This window comes from Streptantibioticus rubrisoli, from assembly GCF_024436055.1.
Taxonomy (GTDB): Bacteria; Actinomycetota; Actinomycetes; order Streptomycetales; family Streptomycetaceae; genus Streptantibioticus_A; species Streptantibioticus_A rubrisoli.
Map to the genome: position 1 here is coordinate 1 of NZ_JANFNH010000068.1, position 20,001 is coordinate 20,001.

Annotated in this window: 20 protein-coding genes and 1 pseudogene; 13 read left to right on the top strand and 8 right to left on the bottom strand. The window is 71.5% G+C overall.

The annotated features are described in order from the left end of the window. Nucleotides 1–168 precede the first annotated feature (168 nt). The 7 genes and pseudogenes from NON19_RS31605 to NON19_RS31635 all read left to right on the top strand — a co-directional run bounded on the left by NON19_RS31605 (nucleotide 169) and on the right by NON19_RS31635 (nucleotide 6,837). Complete coding sequence (locus tag NON19_RS31605; RefSeq protein ID WP_255932702.1) at nucleotides 169–1,377, top strand: PucR family transcriptional regulator; 1,209 nt, start codon at nucleotides 169–171, stop codon at nucleotides 1,375–1,377. Between the two features lie 89 nt (nucleotides 1,378–1,466). Next, a pseudogene (locus tag NON19_RS31610) lies at nucleotides 1,467–2,396 on the top strand (ACP S-malonyltransferase); the annotation flags it as partial. 63 nt (nucleotides 2,397–2,459) lie between these two features. Next, a complete protein-coding gene (locus NON19_RS31615; protein WP_255932720.1) occupies nucleotides 2,460–2,651 on the top strand; it encodes a biotin/lipoyl-containing protein in 192 nt (63 codons plus the stop codon). 48 nt (nucleotides 2,652–2,699) lie between these two features. Further along, nucleotides 2,700–3,710 (top strand): ketoacyl-ACP synthase III, encoded by a 1,011-nt coding sequence (locus NON19_RS31620; protein WP_255932703.1) that lies wholly within the window; start codon nucleotides 2,700–2,702, stop codon nucleotides 3,708–3,710. A 73-nt stretch (nucleotides 3,711–3,783) separates the two neighbouring features. Then, nucleotides 3,784–4,032 carry an acyl carrier protein gene (locus tag NON19_RS31625; RefSeq protein WP_255932704.1) on the top strand — a complete coding sequence of 83 codons (249 nt, stop codon included), beginning with the start codon at nucleotides 3,784–3,786 and terminating at the stop codon, nucleotides 4,030–4,032. Between the two features lie 88 nt (nucleotides 4,033–4,120). Next, a complete protein-coding gene (fabF, locus tag NON19_RS31630) occupies nucleotides 4,121–5,383 on the top strand; it encodes a beta-ketoacyl-ACP synthase II (protein WP_255932705.1) in 1,263 nt (420 codons plus the stop codon). Between the two features lie 59 nt (nucleotides 5,384–5,442). After that, entirely contained in the window at nucleotides 5,443–6,837 is a 1,395-nt protein-coding gene (locus tag NON19_RS31635; protein ID WP_255932706.1) for an acyl-CoA carboxylase subunit beta, read from the top strand. Nucleotides 6,838–6,953: 116 nt separating this feature from the next. On the opposite strand, the gene NON19_RS31640 is transcribed toward NON19_RS31635, so the two are convergent. Next, nucleotides 6,954–7,895 (bottom strand): beta-ketoacyl-ACP synthase III, encoded by a 942-nt coding sequence (locus tag NON19_RS31640; protein WP_255932707.1) that lies wholly within the window; start codon nucleotides 7,893–7,895, stop codon nucleotides 6,954–6,956. A 96-nt stretch (nucleotides 7,896–7,991) separates the two neighbouring features. On the opposite strand from NON19_RS31640, the gene NON19_RS31645 reads away from it, so the two are divergent. Then, on the top strand, nucleotides 7,992–8,594 hold the full coding sequence (locus tag NON19_RS31645; RefSeq protein ID WP_255932708.1) for a TetR/AcrR family transcriptional regulator: 603 nt from the start codon (nucleotides 7,992–7,994) through the stop codon (nucleotides 8,592–8,594). A gap of 25 nt (nucleotides 8,595–8,619) precedes the next feature. On the opposite strand, the gene NON19_RS31650 is transcribed toward NON19_RS31645, so the two are convergent. Then, the gene (locus NON19_RS31650; RefSeq protein WP_255932709.1) at nucleotides 8,620–9,495 is read right to left on the bottom strand and encodes an NAD(P)-dependent oxidoreductase; all 876 of its coding nucleotides are present in this window, start codon (nucleotides 9,493–9,495) and stop codon (nucleotides 8,620–8,622) included. A 54-nt stretch (nucleotides 9,496–9,549) separates the two neighbouring features. Then, nucleotides 9,550–10,044: a DUF3145 domain-containing protein gene (locus tag NON19_RS31655; protein ID WP_255932710.1), complete on the bottom strand. Its 495-nt coding sequence runs from the start codon at nucleotides 10,042–10,044 to the stop codon at nucleotides 9,550–9,552. Between the two features lie 279 nt (nucleotides 10,045–10,323). On the opposite strand from NON19_RS31655, the gene NON19_RS31660 reads away from it, so the two are divergent. Further along, nucleotides 10,324–11,223: an SGNH/GDSL hydrolase family protein gene (locus NON19_RS31660; RefSeq protein ID WP_255932711.1), complete on the top strand. Its 900-nt coding sequence runs from the start codon at nucleotides 10,324–10,326 to the stop codon at nucleotides 11,221–11,223. A gap of 67 nt (nucleotides 11,224–11,290) precedes the next feature. Beyond that, a complete protein-coding gene (locus NON19_RS31665) occupies nucleotides 11,291–11,710 on the top strand; it encodes a TIGR03668 family PPOX class F420-dependent oxidoreductase (protein ID WP_255932712.1) in 420 nt (139 codons plus the stop codon). Here the strand turns inward: NON19_RS31665 and NON19_RS31670 are convergent. From NON19_RS31670 to NON19_RS31685, 4 genes are all read right to left on the bottom strand, one after another. Beyond that, entirely contained in the window at nucleotides 11,700–12,338 is a 639-nt protein-coding gene (locus NON19_RS31670) for a DJ-1/PfpI family protein (protein ID WP_255932713.1), read from the bottom strand. The genes NON19_RS31665 and NON19_RS31670 overlap by 11 nt on opposite strands. Before the next feature lie 77 nt (nucleotides 12,339–12,415). Beyond that, on the bottom strand, nucleotides 12,416–13,378 hold the full coding sequence (locus NON19_RS31675; protein ID WP_255932714.1) for a GlxA family transcriptional regulator: 963 nt from the start codon (nucleotides 13,376–13,378) through the stop codon (nucleotides 12,416–12,418). 150 nt (nucleotides 13,379–13,528) lie between these two features. Beyond that, nucleotides 13,529–13,957, bottom strand: coding sequence for an organic hydroperoxide resistance protein (locus tag NON19_RS31680; protein ID WP_255932715.1), 429 nt, complete (start codon nucleotides 13,955–13,957; stop codon nucleotides 13,529–13,531). 132 nt (nucleotides 13,958–14,089) lie between these two features. Next, on the bottom strand, nucleotides 14,090–15,103 hold the full coding sequence (locus tag NON19_RS31685; RefSeq protein ID WP_255932716.1) for an NADP-dependent oxidoreductase: 1,014 nt from the start codon (nucleotides 15,101–15,103) through the stop codon (nucleotides 14,090–14,092). A gap of 112 nt (nucleotides 15,104–15,215) precedes the next feature. Between NON19_RS31685 and NON19_RS31690 the strand changes: the two genes are divergently transcribed. Beyond that, the gene (locus NON19_RS31690; RefSeq protein WP_255932717.1) at nucleotides 15,216–15,644 is read left to right on the top strand and encodes a MarR family winged helix-turn-helix transcriptional regulator; all 429 of its coding nucleotides are present in this window, start codon (nucleotides 15,216–15,218) and stop codon (nucleotides 15,642–15,644) included. A gap of 92 nt (nucleotides 15,645–15,736) precedes the next feature. Here the strand turns inward: NON19_RS31690 and NON19_RS31695 are convergent, their stop codons facing one another. Then, complete coding sequence (locus NON19_RS31695; RefSeq protein ID WP_255932718.1) at nucleotides 15,737–16,000, bottom strand: GlsB/YeaQ/YmgE family stress response membrane protein; 264 nt, start codon at nucleotides 15,998–16,000, stop codon at nucleotides 15,737–15,739. Nucleotides 16,001–16,678: 678 nt separating this feature from the next. On the opposite strand from NON19_RS31695, the gene NON19_RS31700 reads away from it, so the two are divergent. Both NON19_RS31700 and NON19_RS31705 read left to right on the top strand, forming a co-directional pair. Further along, entirely contained in the window at nucleotides 16,679–17,371 is a 693-nt protein-coding gene (locus NON19_RS31700) for a class F sortase (RefSeq protein WP_372514367.1), read from the top strand. Nucleotides 17,372–17,461: 90 nt separating this feature from the next. Further along, the coding region (locus tag NON19_RS31705; RefSeq protein ID WP_255932719.1) for a phosphatidylglycerol lysyltransferase domain-containing protein at nucleotides 17,462–20,001 on the top strand (2,540 nt) is incomplete at its 3' end.

Genomic DNA, 20,001 nt, shown 5'->3' on the forward strand with positions numbered 1-20,001 from the left:
CACCACAGCCGCACCTGGCAGCGCACCCGAACAACGCCACAAGCAGCGCACCCCACACCAGTCGTCCGCCGCAGGCGCAACGGGGCGGGCCGCCCCGCAAAGTCACCGCGCCGGAGGCGATCACGTACCCCTTTCCGCTCGCCGCAGGCGATAAGGCAGGCTTGTCCCGTGCCCGAGTCCACGCATTCCCCGCAATCCCCGAAGCCCCAGCGGAGCGAACACCCGCACAGCGCGACGTTGCGCCGCTTGGAGCAGTCCTCCGGCAGACTGTCGGCCGCGGCGATCGCGCGCATGGACGAGCAGTTGCCCTGGTACCGCGCGATGCCGCCGGAGAACCGTTCCTGGATCGGTCTGGTCGCCCAGGCCGGTATCGCCGCCTTCACCGAGTGGTTCCGGCACCCCGAGGCACCGCAGGCCATCAGCACGGATGTGTTCGGTACCGCGCCGCGCGAGCTGACCCGGGCGATCTCGCTGCGGCAGACCGTGGAGATGGTGCGCACCACCATCGAGGTGATGGAAGCGGCGATCGACGAGGTCGCCGCACCCGGCGACGAGTCCGTACTGCGCGAGGCGCTGCTGGTCTACGCGCGGGAGATCGCGTTCGCCACCGCGCAGGTCTACGCGCAGGCCGCCGAGGCCCGTGGCGCGTGGGACGCCCGGCTGGAGTCGCTGGTCGTCAACGCCGTGCTCTCCGGTGAGGCGGACGAGGGAGTGCTGTCCCGTGCCGCGGCCCTCGGCTGGAACTCACCCGACCGGGTGGTCGTGGTGCTGGGCACCGCACCCGACGGGGACAGCGAGTTGACGGTGGAGGCGATCCGCCGAGCCGCCCGGCACGCCAAGCTGCAGGTGCTGACCGGGGTGCTGGGCCACCGCCTGGTGGTCGTGGCGGGTGGCTCCGACGACCCGATCCGTACCGCCAAGGACCTCATCGGCCCGTTCGCCCCCGGCCCGGTGGTGGCCGGTCCCGTGGTGGGCGACCTGCTGGCCGCCACCCGTTCCGCACAGGCCGCCGCGGCCGGGCTGAAGGCCTGCGCGGCCTGGCCGGACGCCCCCCGGCCGGTGCTCGCCGACGACCTGCTGCCGGAGCGGGCGATGGCGGGCGATCCGGCAGCTCGTGAACAGCTGGTGGAGGAGATCTACAGACCGCTGGAGGAAGCGGGCTCGGCGCTACTGGAGACGCTCAGCGTCTACCTGGAGCAGGCATCGTCGCTGGAAGGCGCCGCCCGGATGTTGTTCGTTCATCCCAATACCGTCCGCTACCGGCTGCGACGTGTGACGGATGTCACGGGTTGGTCACCTTCCGATGTACGCTCCGCGTTCACCCTACGGATCGCCCTGATCCTCGGCCGACTCTCCAGCGGGGATCAGCAGGATTGAGCTTTTGTGGGACACCCACAAATCGCCTGACCGTTCTTGGTCCCTGTCCTCACCGGCGGTGACCACCTGACGCGAGAGAGAGTGTGAAGGTGCTCGTACTCGTAGCTCCCGGCCAGGGCGCCCAGACGCCCGGCTTCCTCAGTCCCTGGCTCGAACTCCCGGGCGTGGCCGACCGGTTGCACTGGTGGTCCGCGGTCGCCGGACTCGACCTCGTGCACTACGGCACCAAGGGCACCGCGGACGAGATCCGCGACACCGCCGTGGCGCAGCCGCTGCTGGTGGCCGCCGGACTGGTGTCCGCCCTCTCGGTCTTCCCGCACCCGGCCGACGGACGCCGCCTGGTCGGCGCGGTCGCCGGGCACAGCGTCGGTGAGATCACCGCGGCCGCCGGTGCCGGGGTGGTCACCGCCGAGTCCGCCATGGTGCTGGTGCGGCAGCGCGGCCTGGCGATGGCTCAGGCCGCGTCGGTCACCGAGACCGGGATGTCCGCGGTGCTGGGCGGCGACCCGCAGGACGTGGTCGCCAAGCTGGAGTCGCACGGACTGACCCCGGCCAACATCAACGGCGCCGGACAGATCGTCGCCGCCGGAACCATGGAGCAGCTCGCGGCGCTCGCCGAGGACAAGCCCGAGGGCGCCCGGGTGCGTCCGCTCCAGGTGGCGGGCGCGTTCCACACCCACCACATGGCTCCCGCGGTCGCCACGCTTGAGGCGCTGGTGCCGGGGGTGTCGGTGCGCGACCCGCGTACCCGGTACGTCTCCAACGCCGACGGCCAGGTGGTGCACAGCGGCGCCGAGATCATCCGTCGGCTGGTCAAGCAGGTGGCGGGACCGGTCCGTTGGGACCTGTGCATGGAGACCTTCAAGGAGCTCGGCGTCACCGCGCTGATCGAGGTCTCCCCCGCGGGCACCCTCACCGGGCTGGCCAAGCGCGCGCTGCCGGGCGTCAAGACGCTGGCGCTGAAGACCCCGGACGACATCGAGGCGGCCCGCGAGCTCATCGCCGAGCACGGTGACCCGGACGGCAACCCGCTGGAGCACGGCCCGACCTGGCGGCTGGCGGTGGCTCCGTTCAAGGGCACCGTGAACACCGGAACGGTCAAGGCCGGTGACGTGCTTGAGCCGGGCGCTACGGTGGCGCACGTCGCCAACAACCGCGACCGGCAGGCGGTCACCGCCGAGCACGGCGGCACCGTCGTGGAATGGCTGGTCGAGGACGGCGACCCGGTCGCACCGGGGCAGCCGCTGCTGCGCATCCACCCCGCGGCCGAATGAACCTGACGCGCCGACAGACCCCGGTCAACCGATGAGGAGCCCGAGAGCATGACCGCGAAGATCAAGCCGAGCAAGGGCGCGCCGTACGCCCGCATCCTCGGCGTCGGCGGCTACCGCCCGACCCGCGTGGTGCCGAACGAGGAGATCCTCAAGTACATCGACTCCTCCGACGAGTGGATCCGCACCCGCTCCGGCATCTCCACCCGGCACTGGGCGGGCCCGCAGGAGACCGTCGCCGAGATGTCGGTGGAGGCCGCGGGCAAGGCCATAGCGGACGCCGGTCTGACCGCCGAGGACGTTGACGCGGTGCTCGTCGCCACGGTGTCGCACTTCAAGCAGACCCCGGCGATCGCCACCGAGATCGCGCACCGGCTCGGCGCGGGCAAGCCCCCGGCGTTCGACATCTCCGCGGGGTGCGCCGGGTTCACCTACGGGCTGACGCTGGCCAAGGGCATGGTGACCGAGGGCTCGGCGAAGTACGTCCTGGTCATCGGGGTCGAGCGGCTCAGCGACCTGACCGACAAGGAGGACCGGGCCACCGCCTTCCTGTTCGGTGACGGAGCGGGCGCGGTCGTGGTCGGCCCGTCGGACGTGCCCGCCATCGGCCCGACGGTCTGGGGCTCGGAGGGCGACAAGGCCGAGACCATCAAGCAGACCCTGCCGTGGGACGTCTACCGGGGCGCCAACCCGGAGGACGTCCGGTTCCCGGCGATCACCCAGGAGGGCCAGGCGGTCTTCCGCTGGGCGGTCTACGAGATGGCCAAGGTCGCCCAGGAGGCGCTGGACGCCGCCGGTATCACCGCGGATGAGCTGGACGCGTTCATCCCGCACCAGGCCAACATGCGGATCATCGATTCGATGATCAAGGCACTCAAGCTGCCGGAGCACGTCGCGGTCGCCCGCGACATCGAGACCACCGGCAACACCTCGTCGGCCTCCATCCCGCTCGCCATGGAGCGGCTGTTGGCGACCGGCCAGGCCAAGAGCGGCGACACCGCGCTCGTCATCGGGTTCGGGGCGGGTCTCGTGTACGCAGCCGCTGTCGTTACCCTCCCCTAGGCAAAGATCCCCGCGGGTCGCAGTTCCGCGAGCCGCGTTATCAACACCGTAGAAAATCGAAGGAGCGCCGCAGATGGCCGCCACTCAGGAAGAGATCGTCAAGGGTCTCGCCGAGATCGTGAACGAGATCGCCGGTATCCCGGTCGAGGACGTCCAGCTGGACAAGTCCTTCACCGACGACCTGGATGTCGACTCGCTGTCCATGGTCGAGGTCGTCGTCGCGGCTGAGGAGCGCTTCGACGTCAAGATCCCGGACGACGACGTCAAGAACCTCAAGACCGTTGGCGACGCCGCCGACTACATCCTGAAGCACCAGGCCTGATTGACCGCAGGCTGACGCGTCTGTCGCCACCCGTCCCGGGTGGCACCCGCGTTGCCTTCACCCTCGATACGTGGAGACAAGAATTCCAGTGAACCCGACCAATCGCACCGTGGTCGTCACCGGTATCGGCGCAACCACACCCTTGGGTGGCGACAGCGCGTCAACCTGGGAGGCGCTGCTCGCCGGACGTTCCGGCGTGGCGCCGCTGCAGCAGGAGTGGGCGGCCGATCTGCCGGTCCGCATCGCGGCGGAGATCGCCGTGGAGCCGTCCGAGGTGCTGGCCCGGCCGCTCGCCCGCAAGCTGGACCGCTCCGCGCAGTTCGCGCTGATCGCGGCGCGCGAGGCGTGGGCGGACGCCGGGTTCTCCGCCAAGGCCGGGGACGACCCCGCGGTCGACCCGGACCGCCTGGGCACCGTGGTGGCCTCCGGTATCGGCGGCGTGACCACCCTGCTCGGCCAGTACGACATCCTGCGCGAGCAGGGCTTCCGCAAGGTCTCCCCGCACACCGTGCCGATGCTGATGCCGAACAGCCCGTCGGCCAACGTCAGCATCGAGCTGAACGCCCGCGCCGGTACCCACACCCCGGTCAGCGCCTGTGCCTCGGGCGCCGAGGCGATCGGCTACGCGATCGAGATGATCCGCACCGGCCGCGCCGACGTGGTCGTGGCGGGCGGCACCGAGGCGGCGGTGCACCCGCTGCCGATCGCCGCGTTCGCCAACATGATGGCGATGTCGAAGAACAACGACGACCCGCAGGGCGCCTCCCGCCCGTACGACGTCGCCCGGGACGGCTTCGTGCTGGGCGAGGGCTCGGGCATCGTCGTCCTGGAGTCCGCCGAGCACGCCGCCAAGCGCGGGGCCCGGGTGTACTGCGAGGCGATCGGCCAGGGCATCTCGGCCGACGCCCACCACATCGCGCAGCCGGAGCCCACCGGCCGCGGTATCGCCGACGCGTTCGCCAACCTGCTGGACAACTCCGACCTGAAGCCCGCGGAGATCGTGCACGTCAACGCGCACGCCACCTCCACCCCGCTGGGCGATGTCGGCGAGCTGCGGGCGCTGCGCTCGGTGCTCGGCGACGACGTCGACCACATGGCGGTCTCCGCCACCAAGTCGATGACCGGCCACCTGCTCGGTGGTGCGGGCGGTGTGGAGACGGTGGCCACCGTTCTCGCGTTGCACAACCGGGTCGCTCCGCCGACGATCAATGTGGACAACCTCGACCCCGAGGTCGACGCCGACATCGTGCGCGGTGAGCCGCGGGCCCTGCCGGAGGGCACCATCGCCGCGCTCAATGACTCGTTCGGCTTCGGCGGTCTCAACGTCGTCCTGGCGTTCCGCAAGAGCTGATCGGCAGGGGCCGGACGGCGACCCAGCGCGTCTGCCCCCCTGACCGAGGAGGCCACCGGATGGCCAGCGAGGCCCGCGACAGCGATCCGCGCAATCCGCGGCTGCGTCTGCGGGCCTTGCTGGACGAGGCGGGCTACCAGGAGGTCTCGGCCTACGACGAGTCGGGCATGCTCACCGCGATCGGCACGGTGAACGGGTCGAAGGTGGTGGCGTTCGCCAGCGACCCGACCGTGCAGGGCGGCGCGATGGGCGCCGAGGGCTGTGACGCGGTGGTCCGCGCCTACGACCGGGCGGTGGCCGAGAACTGCCCGATCATCGGGCTCTACCACTCGGGCGGCGCCCGGCTCCAGGAGGGCGTCGGCTCGTTGGACGCGGTCGGGCGGGTCTTCCACGCGATGATCCTCGCCTCCGGCCGGGTTCCGCAGATCTCGGTGGTGCTGGGCCCGGCGGCGGGCGGCGCGGCGTACGGTCCGGCGCTGACCGATGTGGTGGTACTGGCGCCGGACGGCCGGATCTTCGTCACCGGCCCCGATGTGGTGCGCACCGTCACCGGGGAGAGCGTCGACATGGCGCGGCTGGGCGGCCCGGAGCCGCACGGCCGCCGCTCCGGCGTGGTGCACGTGCTCGCCGAGTCCGAGCGGGACGCGTTGGACAAGGCCCGCTGGCTGGCCCAACTCCTCAGCGATCAGGCCGAGTTGCGGCTCGACCTGGTTGAGGACCGGCCACTGGGCGGGCTGCTGCCGGAGTCCGACCGGCGCGCCTATGACGTACGGCCGCTGGTGGACGGGGTGTTGGACGCCCCCGGCGTGGAACTGCAGCCGAAGTGGGCGCCGAACGTCGTCACCTCCCTGGGGCGGCTGGGCGGCCAGGCGGTCGGCGTGGTCGCCAACAACCCGCTGCGGCTGGGCGGTTGCCTGGACTCGCTGTCCGCGGAGAAGGCGGCGCGCTTCGTGCGGATGTGTGACGCGTTCGGGGTGCCGCTGGTGGTGCTGGTGGATGTGCCGGGCTATCTGCCGGGCGTCGGCCAGGAGTGGGACGGTGTGGTGCGGCGCGGCGCGAAGCTGCTGCACGCGTTCGGTGAGTGCGTGGTACCGCGGGTCACCCTGGTCACCCGCAAGGCGTACGGGGGCGCGTACATCGCGATGAACGCCCGCGCGCTCGGTGCCACCAGGGTGCTGGCCTGGCCGCAGGCCCAGGTCGCGGTGATGGGCGCGCTGGCGGCGGTACGGATCCTGCACCGCAGGCGGCTCGCCCAGCTTCCCGAGGAGCTGAAGGAACAGATCGAGCTCGAACTGGCCGCGGAACACGAGATCGTGGCGGGCGGCCTGCCCAAGGCGATGGAACTCGGCGTCGTCGACGAGGTGGTCTCCCCCGACGCGACCCGCTCCGCGATCGCCCGGGCCCTCCAGCAGGCACCGTCCCGCAGGGGCGCCCACGCCAACATCCCCCTGTGACGCTGAGCGCTCCGCTGGGAGTGCGGCGGTGTGCCCTCGTTCGTCTTTCGTCCGCGGCGCCGCCGCGGCTGGTCGCCCAGTTCCCCGCGCCCCTTCGGGGCGCTACCAGAGCGCGGCTACGGGCACCTGACGACCTGGGCCGTCCACGACAGGCCCCCGCCGAAGGCGAGCAGCAGCACCGGCCCGCCGGGCGGCAGTTCGCCGCGCTCCACGAGCTTCGACAGCGCCAACGGGATGGACGCCGCGGAGGTGTTGCCGGAGTCCACCACATCACGGGCGACAACCGCCCCTTCCCGCAAGCCCAGTTGCCGGACCACCGCCTCGATGATGCGCAGGTTGGCCTGGTGGGTGACGACGCCCGCCAGTTCCGCCGGGCTGAAGCCAGCCCGGCGGCACGCCTCTTGGGCGATGGGCGCCAACTCGGTGGTGGCCCACCGGAAGACCGTCTGCCCCTCCTGCCGGAACCGCGGCTGCCACTCGCCGACCAGCCGCACCGCGTCCGCGCGGCTCGGATCGGAGCCCCAGACGACCGGCCCGATGCCGTCCTCCCCGGCCCGGCTGATCACGGCCGCCCCCGCGCCGTCGCCAAGCAGCACACAGGTGCCGCGGTCCGTCCAGTCGGTGACGTCGGACATCTTCTCGGCCCCGATCACCAGCGCGTGCCGAGCCGCCCCCGCCCGTACCGAGTGGTCCGCGGTGGCGAGCGCCGTACCGAAGCCCGCGCAGCCGTTGTTGAGGTCGAACGCCACCGCGCCCGGCACCCCGAGTCGGCCTGCGACCTGCGCGGCGATGCTCGGGCAACGGTCGATCGCGGTGCAGGTGGCGACGGTGACCAGACCGATCTCGTCCGGCCGCAGGCCCGCGGCGGCCAGCGCCTTGCCACCGGCCGCCGCGGCGAGGTCGGTGACCGATTCCCCGTCCGCGATCCGGCGGCTGACGATGCCGGTGCGCTGCCGGATCCATTCGTCACTGGTCTCGACCATGTCCGCCAGATCGTGGTTGGTGAGCACGCGGGACGGCTGGTAGTGACCCAACGCGGCGATGCGGGTTCCCGGCACGTTGTCTACCCCCTGCTTCGGTGATCGTTTGCGCAGACTACAGCGACCGATCGATCGGAAGTTAAATACCGGGGCGCGGCGGATACCATGTGGGGCATGAGCCCGCGCAATTCCTTTGCCGAAGCCCGCAGAACGCGGGACCGAATCGTGGAGCGCAGCGTCGCGCTCGCCTCGGTGGAGGGCCTGGAGGGACTGACCATCGGGCGGCTCGCCGCCGACCTCGGCCTCAGCAAGTCCGGGCTGCTCGGCCACTTCGGCAGCAAGGAGGCGCTCCAACTGGCCGCGCTGGAAAGGGCGTCGGCGATCTTCACGGCCTCGGTGTGGGAACCGGCCGCCGACGCCAGACCGGGACTGACCCGGCTGCGCGCGGTGTGCGAGCGGTGGATCGGCTATCTGGAGCGGGAGCGTACGGCGTTTCCCGGCGGCTGCCTGTTCACCACGGTCGCGGTGGAGTTCGACGGCCGCGAGGGGCCGGTACGGGACGCCATCGCCCGGCTGTTCAGCGTGTGGCGGCGCCGCCTGGTGGTGGACCTACGGATCGCGGTACGGGCTGGCGAACTGCCGCGGGACACGGACCCGCGGCAGATCGCCTTCGAACTCATCGGTCTCTACATGGGTTTGAACCAAGCGCTTCAGCTCTTCGGCGACCCGCACGCCCCGGCCCGCACGCGGCGCGCGCTCGATCGCCTGCTGCGGTGAGGCCCTGCGGGGAGCGAGTCCGCGACTAGCCCTCGAAGCTTGCCAGGTACGATGCCGCGCCGTCCTTGGCGCCGTGCCCCTGGGACTCCGCGCGGCGTAGGCGCTCGACCCCGGCGGGGGCCAGGTCCAGCCGAACACCGGCCTGTTCGGCGGCCTCCGCGATCAGGCGGGCGTCCTTTATGGCCGCCGAGACCGTGAAGCTGGGCTCGTAGTCCTCCTCCAGGATGGCCTTGGCCTTCATACGGAGGTAGCCGGAGTCCAGCAGGGTGCCGTCCAGCGAATCCAGGAAGTGCTGGGGGTCGACTCCCAGCCCCTTGGCCAGCGCCAGCGTCTCCGCGGTGCCGTTGATCACGGCGAGCACCCAGTTGTTGAAGACGAGCTTGAGCTTGCTGGCCGCCCCCTCGGCGCCGTTCTCGGCGAGCCAGAGCGTACGGCTGCCGATCGCGTCGAAGACCTGGTCGGCGATGGGCCGAGCGGCCTGCGGCCCGGCCGCCAGCACCTGCAACTGGCCTTGTTCCGCCGGGGCCTTGGTGCCCAGTACCGGGCTGTCGACGAAGTACGTTCCGTGCTCGGCCGCCAGGTCGGCCAGCGGGGCCAGCGCCGCGGGCCCCACGGTGCTCGACTGCAACCACACCGTGCCGCGGCGCAGCTCGGGGGCGGCGGCCCGCATGGCGTCGAGGACGCTGGGACCGTCCAGCAGTATGGTCAGGACGGCGTCCACGCCCCGCACCGCGTCCGCCGGGTCATCGGCCACGTACGCGCCGTCCGCGGCGAGCGGCTCCGCGCGCGAGCGAGTGCGGTTCCACACCCGTACGGTGTGGCCGTCCCTGAGCAGATTGCGGGCCATCGGCGCGCCCATCGTGCCGGTACCCAGTACCGCCACTGAAATCGTGTCAGCCATGCTGATCACGCTACGGCTTGGGGCCCGCCCGAGGTCAACCGCGTAGCCAGGTGCTTAGACCACCTGGTGAAGCCAGCGGACCGGCGCGCCCTCGCCCGCGTACCGGAACGGCTCCAACTCGTCGTCCCACGGCTTGCCGAGCAGCTTGGCGACCTCCTCCTCCAGGTCCGCCTCACCGCGCACCGACCTGGCCAGCGCGGCTCGCAGCCGGTCCTCGGGAATGAGGATGTCACCGTGCATTCCGGTCACGGCATGGAAGATGCCCAGCTCCGGCGTGCTGCTGTACCGCTCGCCCTCGGCGCTGGCGGAGGGTTCCGCGGTCACCTCGAAGCGCAGCAGGTGCCAACCGCGCAGCGCCGAGGCGAGCTTCGACGCCGTACCGGGGTCACCGTGCCAGGAGAACTCGGCGCGCCAGGTGCCGGGCGCGGCGGGCTGACGGATCCAGTCAAGACTGACGCGCACACCCAGCACGCCCGCGACGGCCCATTCAACGTGCGGGCACAGCGCGCGGGGTGCGGAGTGCACGTAAAGAACTCCACGTGTCGTCACCGGGACCTCCAGTGTGGGACGAGGTTCGCCTTCCCCAGCGGCCTCACGCCCGATCCAGTGGCTCCGCAATAGCGACAGCACCAGACATTCTGCACCATTTTTAGCAAACGGGACAAGAACTGATCGTTCGCACCCAAACCTCTGTCGACCACCTCTTCGCCACCGAGCCGACCTCGGCCCGGTCGAGCCGTCAGGGAAAAGCTACCGTGCACCGTCCTTTCGAGGGTGACGTACCGTCGGGCTCAGACAGATATCACCCGGTCATCCGAGAGGACAACGATGCGAGAGGCCCAAGGTCGCGGCAGGACACGCGGACGGTGGGCCGGACGAGGCGCCACCGCCCTGCTCACCGCCGCCGCCCTGCTGCTCGCCGGATGCGGAACGGGCAGCTCAGGGCCGTCGCGGGCAGGCGGCGGCACGCCGCCGACACACCGCCCGACCACCGCGTGGAACCCGCACCCCGAATCGGTGGCCGCGCTCGGCGACTCCATCACCCGTGGCTTCGACGCCTGTTCACTGCTTTCCGACTGCCCCGAGGTCTCCTGGGCGACCGGCACCCGCGCCGATGTGAACAGTCTGGCCGGAAGACTGCGGGGGTCCTCCGGCGGCAGTGTCTGGAACTTCGCGCGCAGCGGCGCGCGGATGGCCGATCTGCCCGACCAGATGGCTCAGGCGGCCCAGCGGCGGCCCCAGTTGGTGACGGTGCTGATGGGGGCCAATGACGCCTGCGCCCGCTCGGTGGCCGGGATGACCCCGGTCGCCGACTTCCGGAGCCGGTTCACCGCGGCGATGGAGGAGCTGCGCCGCACCTCGCCGAAGACCGAGGTCTACGTCTCCAGCGTTCCCGATCTGCTCCGGCTGTGGTCCGTCGGGCGGCAGGACCCGGTGGGCAGCCGTATATGGGGGCTGGGCATCTGCCCGTCGATGCTGGTCGGCCCCGCCGACATTGGCACCGAGGCCACGGCCCGGCGCGCGGCGGTACGGGACCGGGTGATCGCCTACAACAACGTGCTGGGCGAGGTGTGCGGCCGGTACCCGCTGTGCCGGTACGACGGCGGCGCCGTCTTCCAATACCGCTTCGGTCCGGGCGAGTTGAGCAGCTGGGACTGGTTCCACCCCAACGCCCGGGGGCAGGCCCGGTTGGCCCGGCTCGGATACACCGGGGTGACCGCGAGCTGATCCGCGGGTCCACCGCGCCCGCGGCGCGCTTTCCCGGCCCAGCCGCCCTTTTGGGTAGCCTCGCCGCATGCGACTGCCCGAGCACGAGGCGCGGCGCCGGTTCGCCGCCGCCAGGGTGCTGCGGCTGGCCACGGTTGACGAGCGGGGCCAACCGCATCTGGTCCCGGCGGTGTTCGCGGCCGTCGAGCGGACCGTGTTCATGGCGGTCGACCACAAGCCCAAGCGCCACCAGCAGCTGCGGCGGCTGCACAACATCCGCGCCACCGGGCGGGTCTCGCTGCTGGTGGACCACTACGAGGAGGAGTGGCGCCGCCTGTGGTGGGTACGGGCGGACGGCACCGCCCGCGTCCAGGGCGAGGACGAGGACCGCACCGAGCCGATCCGCCAGCTGGCCGCCAAGTACCCGCAGTACGAGGGCCAGTTGCCGCAGGGCCCGGTCATCGTCGTCGCGGTCGAGCGCTGGACCGGCTGGGCGTTCAGCGGGTAGCGGTGTACGGGCGCCAGGCGGCCAGCAGGTCCCTGGCGGCCTGCGGGGCCTTGTGCGGCGCGCCCGCGTCGAACGGCGGCTGCGGGTCGTACTCGATGAGCAGCTGCAACGCCTCGGCGTGGGTGCGGTCCGCGACGCGCTCCACCAGCGCGAGGGCCATGTCGATGCCCGAGGAGACCCCGGCGGCGGTGACGACGCTGCCCTGGAAGACGGTGCGTCGCGGGGTGTACGTGGCGCCGTAGGACTCCAGGATCCGCGCCGCGCTCCAGTGGGTGGTGGCCTCAAGGCCGTTCAGCAGCCCGGCGGCGGCCAGCAGCAAGGAGCCGGTGCACACCGAGGTGGTCCACCGCGCCAGGCCGTGCAGTCGGCGGATCTGCTCCAGCAGCGCTTCGTCGTCGACCCGGCGGCGGGCGCCGGGACCGCCGGGGACCACCAGGATGTCGCAGGAGTCCAGCTCCGCCAGCGCGGCCTCGGCGAGCAGCGCGGGGGTGCCGCCGTCGGGACGCACCGGCCCGGGCCGTTCGGCGGCGAAGACCACCTCGGCGTCCGGCAGTGCGTGCAGCACCTCGTACGGGCCGATCGCGTCGAGGAGGGTGAAGCCGTCGAAGACGGGGATGACGATGCGCATCGGCGCTCCTTGTCGGGTGGTTGAGCAGGCGTGGTTGAGCAGGCGTGGTTGAGCAGGCGTGGTTGAGCAGGCGTGGTTCAGCGTGTGGCGGAGAAGTGGTGGCGGTACTGGCCCGGCGTGACGCCGAGGGTGTGCCTGAAGCGGCGGTGCAGGGTTTCGGCGGTGCCGAAGCCGCAGGCCCTGGCTATCGCGTCCACGGTGATGTCGGTCGTCTCCAGCAGGGCACGGGCCGCCTCCACGCGTACGGTCTCCACGTACGCGGCCGGGGTACGGCCGGTCTCGGCGCGGAAGACCCGGGTGAAGTTGCGTTCGCTCATACCGGCCCGTTCGGCCAGCACCCGCACCGTCAGGTCGTCGGCGAGATGGTCGGCGACCCAGGCCTGGAGCTCGCGCAGCGGTTCACGGATCGGGCGCTGCGCGGCCAGCTGGGTGCTGAACTGGGCCTGGCCGCCCGGTCGTTGGACGAACATCACCAGCCGCCGGGCGATGGCCCGGGAGACCTCGCAGCCGTGGTCCGCCTCGACCATGGCGAGCGCCAGGTCCATTCCGGCGGTCACTCCGGCCGAGGTCCACACGGAGCCGTCGCGCGCGAAGATGTGGTCCGGGGTGACCGTCACTTGCGGGTACTCGCGGGCCAGCCGCTCGCAGTGCGCCCAGTGGGTGACGGCGCGCCGCCCGTCCAGCAGCCCGGCCCGGGCGAGCAGGAAGGCGCCGGTGCACACGGCGGCGGTGCGGCGGGCGCGGGCGGCGGTGTCCCGCAGCCACCCGATGAGCGCGGGGTCCTCGGCCGCCTCCCGGTCGCCGGGGCCGCCGACGACCACCAGGGTGTCCAGCGGTCCCCCGCACCGCTGGACGCTCCCGGTGGGCACGACCTCGACCCCGTGGCTGGCCCGCACGGCCCCGCCGCCCACGGCGACGACCTCGACCGCGTAGGCCCCCGGCACCCGCTCCCCCGCCATGCCGAACACCTCGTGCGGCCCGGTCAGGTCCAACACCTGGAACCCCGGATAGATGAGGAAGACGACGCGGCGCTGTGTCACCCGTCCATGCTCCCGGCCACCCGGAAGTGGCGGCAAGGCCACCGTTATGACGATTTCGGCCAAGGACTTCTGGGCTGAGGCCCCCCGCATGAACGGGTAAGGGGCGCGCCCCCATGGAGCACGCCCCTTACCGCTGCGGCGAGTTGGCCGTCAGTCGACGGACAGCGTCACCTCGATGTTGCCGCGGGTCGCGTTGGAGTACGGGCACACCTGGTGCGCCTTCTCCACCAGTTCCTGGGCGGTCTCCGCGTCGACGTTCGGAATGGACGCCGAGATGTCGACCTTGAGCCCGAAGCCACCGGCCGCGGACTTGCCGATGCCGACCCTGGCGGTCACCGTCGAGCCGGAGATGTCCGCCTTCTCCTGGCGGGCGACCACGCCGAGCGCGCCCTGGAAGCACGCGCTGTACCCGGCCGCGAACAGCTGCTCCGGGTTGGTCCCGGCGCCGCTGCCACCCATCTCCTTGGGCGGGTTGACCACGACGTCGAGCTTGCCGTCGTCGCTGGAGACCCGGCCGTCCCGGCCGTTCTCCGCGGTCGCCACCGCGGTGTAGAGCACATCGATGGACTGGATGGACATGCGCAATATCCTCCTGGTGGTGCGCCGCGACCCGCGCCCACGGTCACGGCGGTCTGGTGCTGAGCGTAAGGCCTGCCCGGCGGACTCGGGGGTCTGGGGGCTCGCCCCCAAACGAAGACCCGCCGGGAGGGCTTAAAGCTTGACGACCATCTTGCCGGTGTTCGCGCCGCGCAGCAGGCCGAGAAACGCCTCCACGGCGTTGTCGATCCCGTTGGCCACGGTCTCCTGGGAATGCATCCTGCCGTCCCGGATCCAGCCGCCGACCTCGTCGATGAACGGCTGCTTCAGATCGCCGTGGTCACTGACCAGCATCCCCTCGATGCGCAGCCGCTTGCCGATGACCAGCGCCAGGTTGCGCGGGGCGGCGGGCGGCTCGGTCGCGTTGTACTGCGCGATCATGCCGCAGACGACGATGCGGCCGTGCACGTTCAGCGAGCTGATCGCCGCCTCCAGGTGCTCGCCGCCGACGTTGTCGAAGTACACGTCGATGCCGTCCGGAGCGGCCTGCTTGAGCTGCTCGGCGACCGGGCCGTTCTTGTAGTTGAACGCCGCGTCGAAGCCGTAGTCCTCCACCAGTGCCTTGACCTTCTCGTCCGACCCGGCCGAGCCGATCACCCGGGCGGCGCCCTTGAGCTTGGCGATCTGGCCGACCATGCTGCCCACCGCACCGGCCGCGCCGGAGACGAAGACGGTGTCGCCCTCCTTGAAGGCGGCGACCCGCAGCAGTCCGGCGTAGGCGGTCAGGCCCGGCATGCCGAGCACGCCGAGGTACTTGGGCAGCGGCGCGGCGTCCGGGTCGATGGTGGTGGCGTGCTTGGCGTCCAGCACCGCGTACTCGCGCCAGCCGAGCCCGTGCAGTACGTGGTCGCCGACCGTGAGGCCCTCGGCCTCGGAGGCGATCACGACGCCGACCGCTCCGCCCTCCATCGGCTGGTCGAGCTGGAACGGCGGTACGTAGGACTTGACGTCGTTCATCCGGCCGCGCATGTACGGGTCGACCGACATGTAGAGGTTGCGGACCAGCACCTGGCCGGGTGCGAGCGCGGGGAGCTCGGCCTCGCGCAGGGCGAAGTCGGTGGGCTTCGGCCAGCCCTCCGGGCGGGCGGTCAGGTGCCATTCGCGGCTGGTGGTGGGCAGTGCGGGCATGGGGAGGGGTCTCCTTCCGCCACGGCGCGGCGGCCATGGCAAAGGTTCAGCTTCTGAAACAACCATGCTCCTGGATATTTCAGCTTGTCAAGCAAACGGGTACGCTGGTGCCATGGCAGCACGCATCGATCCCCTCACCCGGGAGGTCGTCGACCTCATCGGCACGGTCGTCTCCCGCTACTACGCGGAGTACGACGCCGCGGCGGGCAAGCACCAGCTCACCGGCGCACAGGCCCGGCTACTGGGGCTGCTCACCCTTGAACCGCTGCCGATGCGGCGGATAGCGGAACACCTCAAGTGCGAGCCGTCGAACATCACCGGCATCGTGGACCGGCTGGAGGCCCGCGGCCTGGTCGAGCGGCGGCCCGACCCGGCCGACCGGCGGGTGAAGCTGGCCGCCGCGACAGCGGCGGGCAAGGAGACGTACGAGCAGTTGCGCTCCTCGCTGCAGTTCGCGCGGGAGCCGCTGGCGCGGCTTTCCACCGCCGAGCGGATGGCCCTTCGGGACATTCTGCGGCAGATGCTGGGCCTGGAGGCCTGAGCGGCCCGCGAGTCACGGGGCGGCGAGCCCTGCTCCCGCCGCGGCGGCGGCAGCCGCACCCGGCCACCGAACCGCCGCCGGGAGGGCACCCCCTACCGGGAGTTGCCGAAGACGAGCCGGTAGGCGATCAGGAGAACGAGGGAACCGGCGATCGCGGCGATCCAGGTCTTGAGGTCGAAGAACTGGTGCGGAATGGCACGGTGCAGGAACTTCGCGGACAGCCATCCGCCGAGGAACGCACCGGCGATACCGGTGAGCGTGGTGCCCACGAGGCCGCCCGGATCCCGTCCGGGCAGCAGGATCTTGGCTATCGCTCCGGCGAGCAGTCCCAGGATGATCCAGCCGACGATGCCCATGTACTGTCCTGCCTTCTTCTCTTCGCTGTGCGCGGCCAGGGAAATACGGCCACACCACCACAGACGCGACACCCGGTGGCCGCGGTTGCCAGGACCGTCTGCCCGTAACCAGTCCGTTTATGCACGGCGGCCAACCGGCAGGATAAAACGCCCAGTTGATTGTGGAGCGGGTGAAATCGCCGCCGCACCAAGGAGCTCCCGGGGCGACGCCAGCACCATGGCCGCCGGATCACGGAAGAACGTCATCCGCACAACACCATCCCCGCATCGGGCCGAGCGGCCGGGAAGCGCGGCCCGCCAACGCGCGACCGGGGCGCGCCCCCGCCCAGCGGCAGGGCGGAAGCGGCGGCGACCGCCACATGGCGTAGCGCGACGCGCCGAAGGCCGCCACGGCGGAAGGTGGCCGATACCCGTAACGGCGGCAGATCGCCGAGCGCCCGTCGCCGCACCCGACCGCTACCCGACAGGGCGTCAGGAGTGCTGGCGGGGCGATCGCGTATCGAAGCAGCAGGCCACGCGGGCGGTCCTGACCCGGCGTGCTCCGTACGGGTTCCGGGCAGGTCGGCCGCGCGCCGTTCGGCAGATTGTGTGATCCCCTGTCAGATAACGGGTCAGATGACGGATTCCCGCACCGGACCCTGGAACATTCCGACAAGGCAGCCATTCACGGAGGTCGCCATGGAACGCTCCCAGGACTTCGAGCCCGCAAGCCCCCCCGCGCCCGCCGGGCGGCAGCCGCGTCGCGCCCCCTCGAAACCGGCCATCGCCGCGGCCCTGCTGGCGCTGCTGGCGGGCGCGTGGCTGATGCACGACGGGTCGCAGTCGAGCCAGCCGCCCGCCCCCAAGGCGTCCGACGGTCTGCCCCCCGGACGGCACGGCGCCGTCTCCCCCACGCCGACCGTCCCGCCGATGCCGAACTCCGCGCCGCGCCGGGTCCGCATCCCCGCCATCCACGTGGACGCACCGCTGATGAACCTCGGCAAAGGCGCCGACCAGGAACTCCAGGTGCCGCCGGACAACGACCGCGACCTGGCGGGCTGGTACACCGGCAGCGCCACCCCCGGCGCCAGGGGCGCGGCGGTGCTGGCCGGGCACGTCGACACCATGGCCGGACCCGCGGTGTTCTACAACCTCGGCTCGCTGCACAAGGGCAACACCGTCGAGGTGGCCCGCGCCGACCACCGCACCGCGGTGTTCACCATCTACGGCATCGAGGTGTACGCGAAGGAGAGCTTCCCCACCGAGAAGGTGTACGGCGCCACTCCGGTCCCGGAGATCCGGCTGATCACCTGCGGCGGCGGCTTCTCCAGGAAGACCCACAGCTACACCGGAAACGTGGTGGTGTACGCCCGCCTCACCGGAACGAAATGACCCGGACCGTCCGGGTTGGACGCGCCGGACCACCCCGGCGTACGGTGCCTGCTCGCACAGCGCGGGCAGGACGGGAGATGGTACGGGACCATGGGGCAGTGGTTGGTGCACACCTACACCTCCCGGATCGTACTGACCGGGCGACAGCCGCTGTTCCTGCTGCTCACCGGTCTGGTCGGCTCGTTCGTGTTCATCCGGTTCAGCGTGCGGATGATCCGGCGCGGGGTGCGCTGGTGGCCGGGGAACGTCAAACCGGGCGGACTGCACATCCACCATGTGGTGTTCGGCCAGGCGATGATGCTGCTCGGCGGCGTCGGGGCGTTCACCATCCGGCCGGATTCCACGCTGGCCCGCGATGTGCTCGCGGTGGTGTTCGGGGTCGGCTGCGGCCTGGTGCTGGACGAGTTCGCGCTGGTGCTGCACCTGGAGGACGTGTACTGGAGCGAGGAGGGCCGCAAGTCGGTCGACGCGGTGATCCTCACCGTGGCGATGATCATCATGCTGCTACTGGGCTGGGTGCCGTTCGCCGGGTTCACCGGCCCGCAGGCCGTCAGCAACCTCAGCACCGTGGCGGTGCTGTTGGTGTTCGTGGTGATCTGCCTGCTCAAGGGCAAGGTGTGGACCGGGCTGTTGGGCGTGCCGCTGCCGCCGCTGGCGGTGATCGGCGCCCTCCGGCTGGCCAGGCCGACCAGCCCGTGGGCGCGTTGGCGCTACTACTCACGGCCGCGCCGACTGGCCCGCGCGGAGCGGCGGGACGAGCGGCTGCACCGGCGGCTGGACGCGGTGCGCACCCGGCTGTACGACGCGCTGGCCGGTGCGCCGCATCTGGAGCGGCCGCAGGCCAGGGCGGCGGAGATGGTGCGCAAGGCGCTGCCGACCCGGCCGCCCACCACCGATCTGGGGCCGTCCAGGCTGGAGCGCTGGGTACGGCCGCTGAGTTCGCCGTGCGCCTCGGCGGTCGTCTGGTACCTGCGGCTGGCGGCCACCTTCGATGTGGTGGCCGGTCTGATCGCACCGTTCCGCAACCGGGTGCACCGGGCCAACAGCGGTGAGTTCTTCACCCCGTTCCTGGTGACGGCGGGCTTCACCGCGGCGACGCTGGCCGCGCTGCTCGCGGTGATGCTGCGGCGGCGCAAACGGGCCGCGTGGATCGTGACGTTGGTGCTGTCCGCCGGCAACGCGGCTTTGTACTGGCTGGCGTTGGGGGTACTGCCCCAGGTACGGGCGCATCCGGTCAACTGGAGCTCGGCCGGGCTGACCACCGCGGTACCGCTCGCCCTGCTGATCGCCGAGCCGGTGTGCCGAGTGCGCGGCGAGCGCGGCAACATCGCGCGTGGACTGACCTGGTTGGTGCTCGGCGGGGTGGTGGCGGCGGGGCTCGGCACGGTGCTGGTGCACCAGACCGACCAACCGCCGACCGCGGACTGGACGGCCTGTTTCCGCTACGCCGTACTGCGGATCTTCACCGTCTCCACGCTGGTGGACCTGCCGGAGATCAGCGTGCCCGGCTGGACCGACCTGCTGATCAACGTGATCAGCGTGGCGTTCTTCCTGCAGGTGCTGCGGGCGTTCTTCCGCTCGCCGCGCGGCCGGGCGCGGCTGCTGCCGGAGGACGAACTACGGCTGCGCACACTGCTGGACGAGTTCGGCGACCTCGACTCGCTCGGCTACTTCGCGCTGCGGCACGACAAGTCGGCCTGCTGGTCGGCGACTTACGACGCGGCCGTGCTGTACCGGGTGGCGAACGGGGTCGCCATGGCCTACGGGGATCCGGTCGGCGATCCGCGGGGCTGGCCGCAGGCGATCGCCTCGTGGCTGGAGTTGGCCCGTACCCATGCGTGGGTTCCGGCGGTGACCGGCGCGAGCGAGGCCGCTGCCGCGGCGTACGAACGGTACGGGCTGAAGGTGCTGGCGTTCGGCGACGAGGCGGTGGTGCGGGTTGCCGGGTTCACCCTGGACGGCGATGTGATACGTCCGCTGCGGCGGGCGCACGAGGTGATCCGGGCCGCCGGGTACACGGTTGTGGTGCGGCGGCACCGGGACATTCCCGGACCCGAGATGGCGCATCTGGTGCACCTCGCTGACGCGTGGCGGCACGGCACGTCCGACCGGCTGTTCACGATGGCGTTGGGACGGCTGGGCGCGGCGGCGGACGGTGACTGCGTACTGGTGGAGTGCCGGGACCCCAACAACCGCACCTGTGCGCTGCTGAGCCTGGTGCCCTGGGGGCGCGCGGGGCTGGCGCTCGACCTGATGCGGCGAGACCGGGAGTCCTCGGGTGAGCTGGTGCCCTACATGATCGCGGAACTGCTGCTGCGGGCTCGGGCGGGGGTGGCGCCGGTGGACGGGCTTGAGCGGGTGTCGCTGAACTTCACGGTGTTCCACACCGGTCCGGGGACCGGGCTGGTCTTCCGGGTGCACCGGGGCATCGTCCAACTGCTTTCGCACCGGCGGGGGTTCGAGTCGGTACAGCGGATCAACGCGGCGTTCCGTCCGCGTTGGCAGCCGCGGTTCCTTCTGTACGAGCGGGCAACCGAGCTCCCCCGAATCGCCGTCGCCAACGCGGCGACGGAGGGTTTCCTCACCACCCCCCGCCTGGCCGCCTCCCGCGGGGGGTCCCGAGGCCAGCC

Coding starts and splice junctions, on each gene's coding strand:
- NON19_RS31620 (WP_255932703.1), top strand. CDS start 2,700: ATGACCGCGAAGATCAAGCCGAGCAAGGGCGCGCCGTACGCCCGCATC.
- NON19_RS31625 (WP_255932704.1), top strand. CDS start 3,784: ATGGCCGCCACTCAGGAAGAGATCGTCAAGGGTCTCGCCGAGATCGTG.
- NON19_RS31635 (WP_255932706.1), top strand. CDS start 5,443: ATGGCCAGCGAGGCCCGCGACAGCGATCCGCGCAATCCGCGGCTGCGT.
- NON19_RS31645 (WP_255932708.1), top strand. CDS start 7,992: ATGAGCCCGCGCAATTCCTTTGCCGAAGCCCGCAGAACGCGGGACCGA.
- NON19_RS31650 (WP_255932709.1), bottom strand. CDS start 9,495: ATGGCTGACACGATTTCAGTGGCGGTACTGGGTACCGGCACGATGGGC.
- NON19_RS31660 (WP_255932711.1), top strand. CDS start 10,324: ATGCGAGAGGCCCAAGGTCGCGGCAGGACACGCGGACGGTGGGCCGGA.
- NON19_RS31665 (WP_255932712.1), top strand. CDS start 11,291: ATGCGACTGCCCGAGCACGAGGCGCGGCGCCGGTTCGCCGCCGCCAGG.
- NON19_RS31670 (WP_255932713.1), bottom strand. CDS start 12,338: ATGCGCATCGTCATCCCCGTCTTCGACGGCTTCACCCTCCTCGACGCG.
- NON19_RS31680 (WP_255932715.1), bottom strand. CDS start 13,957: ATGTCCATCCAGTCCATCGATGTGCTCTACACCGCGGTGGCGACCGCG.
- NON19_RS31685 (WP_255932716.1), bottom strand. CDS start 15,103: ATGCCCGCACTGCCCACCACCAGCCGCGAATGGCACCTGACCGCCCGC.
- NON19_RS31690 (WP_255932717.1), top strand. CDS start 15,216: ATGGCAGCACGCATCGATCCCCTCACCCGGGAGGTCGTCGACCTCATC.
- NON19_RS31695 (WP_255932718.1), bottom strand. CDS start 16,000: ATGGGCATCGTCGGCTGGATCATCCTGGGACTGCTCGCCGGAGCGATA.
- NON19_RS31700 (WP_372514367.1), top strand. CDS start 16,679: ATGGAACGCTCCCAGGACTTCGAGCCCGCAAGCCCCCCCGCGCCCGCC.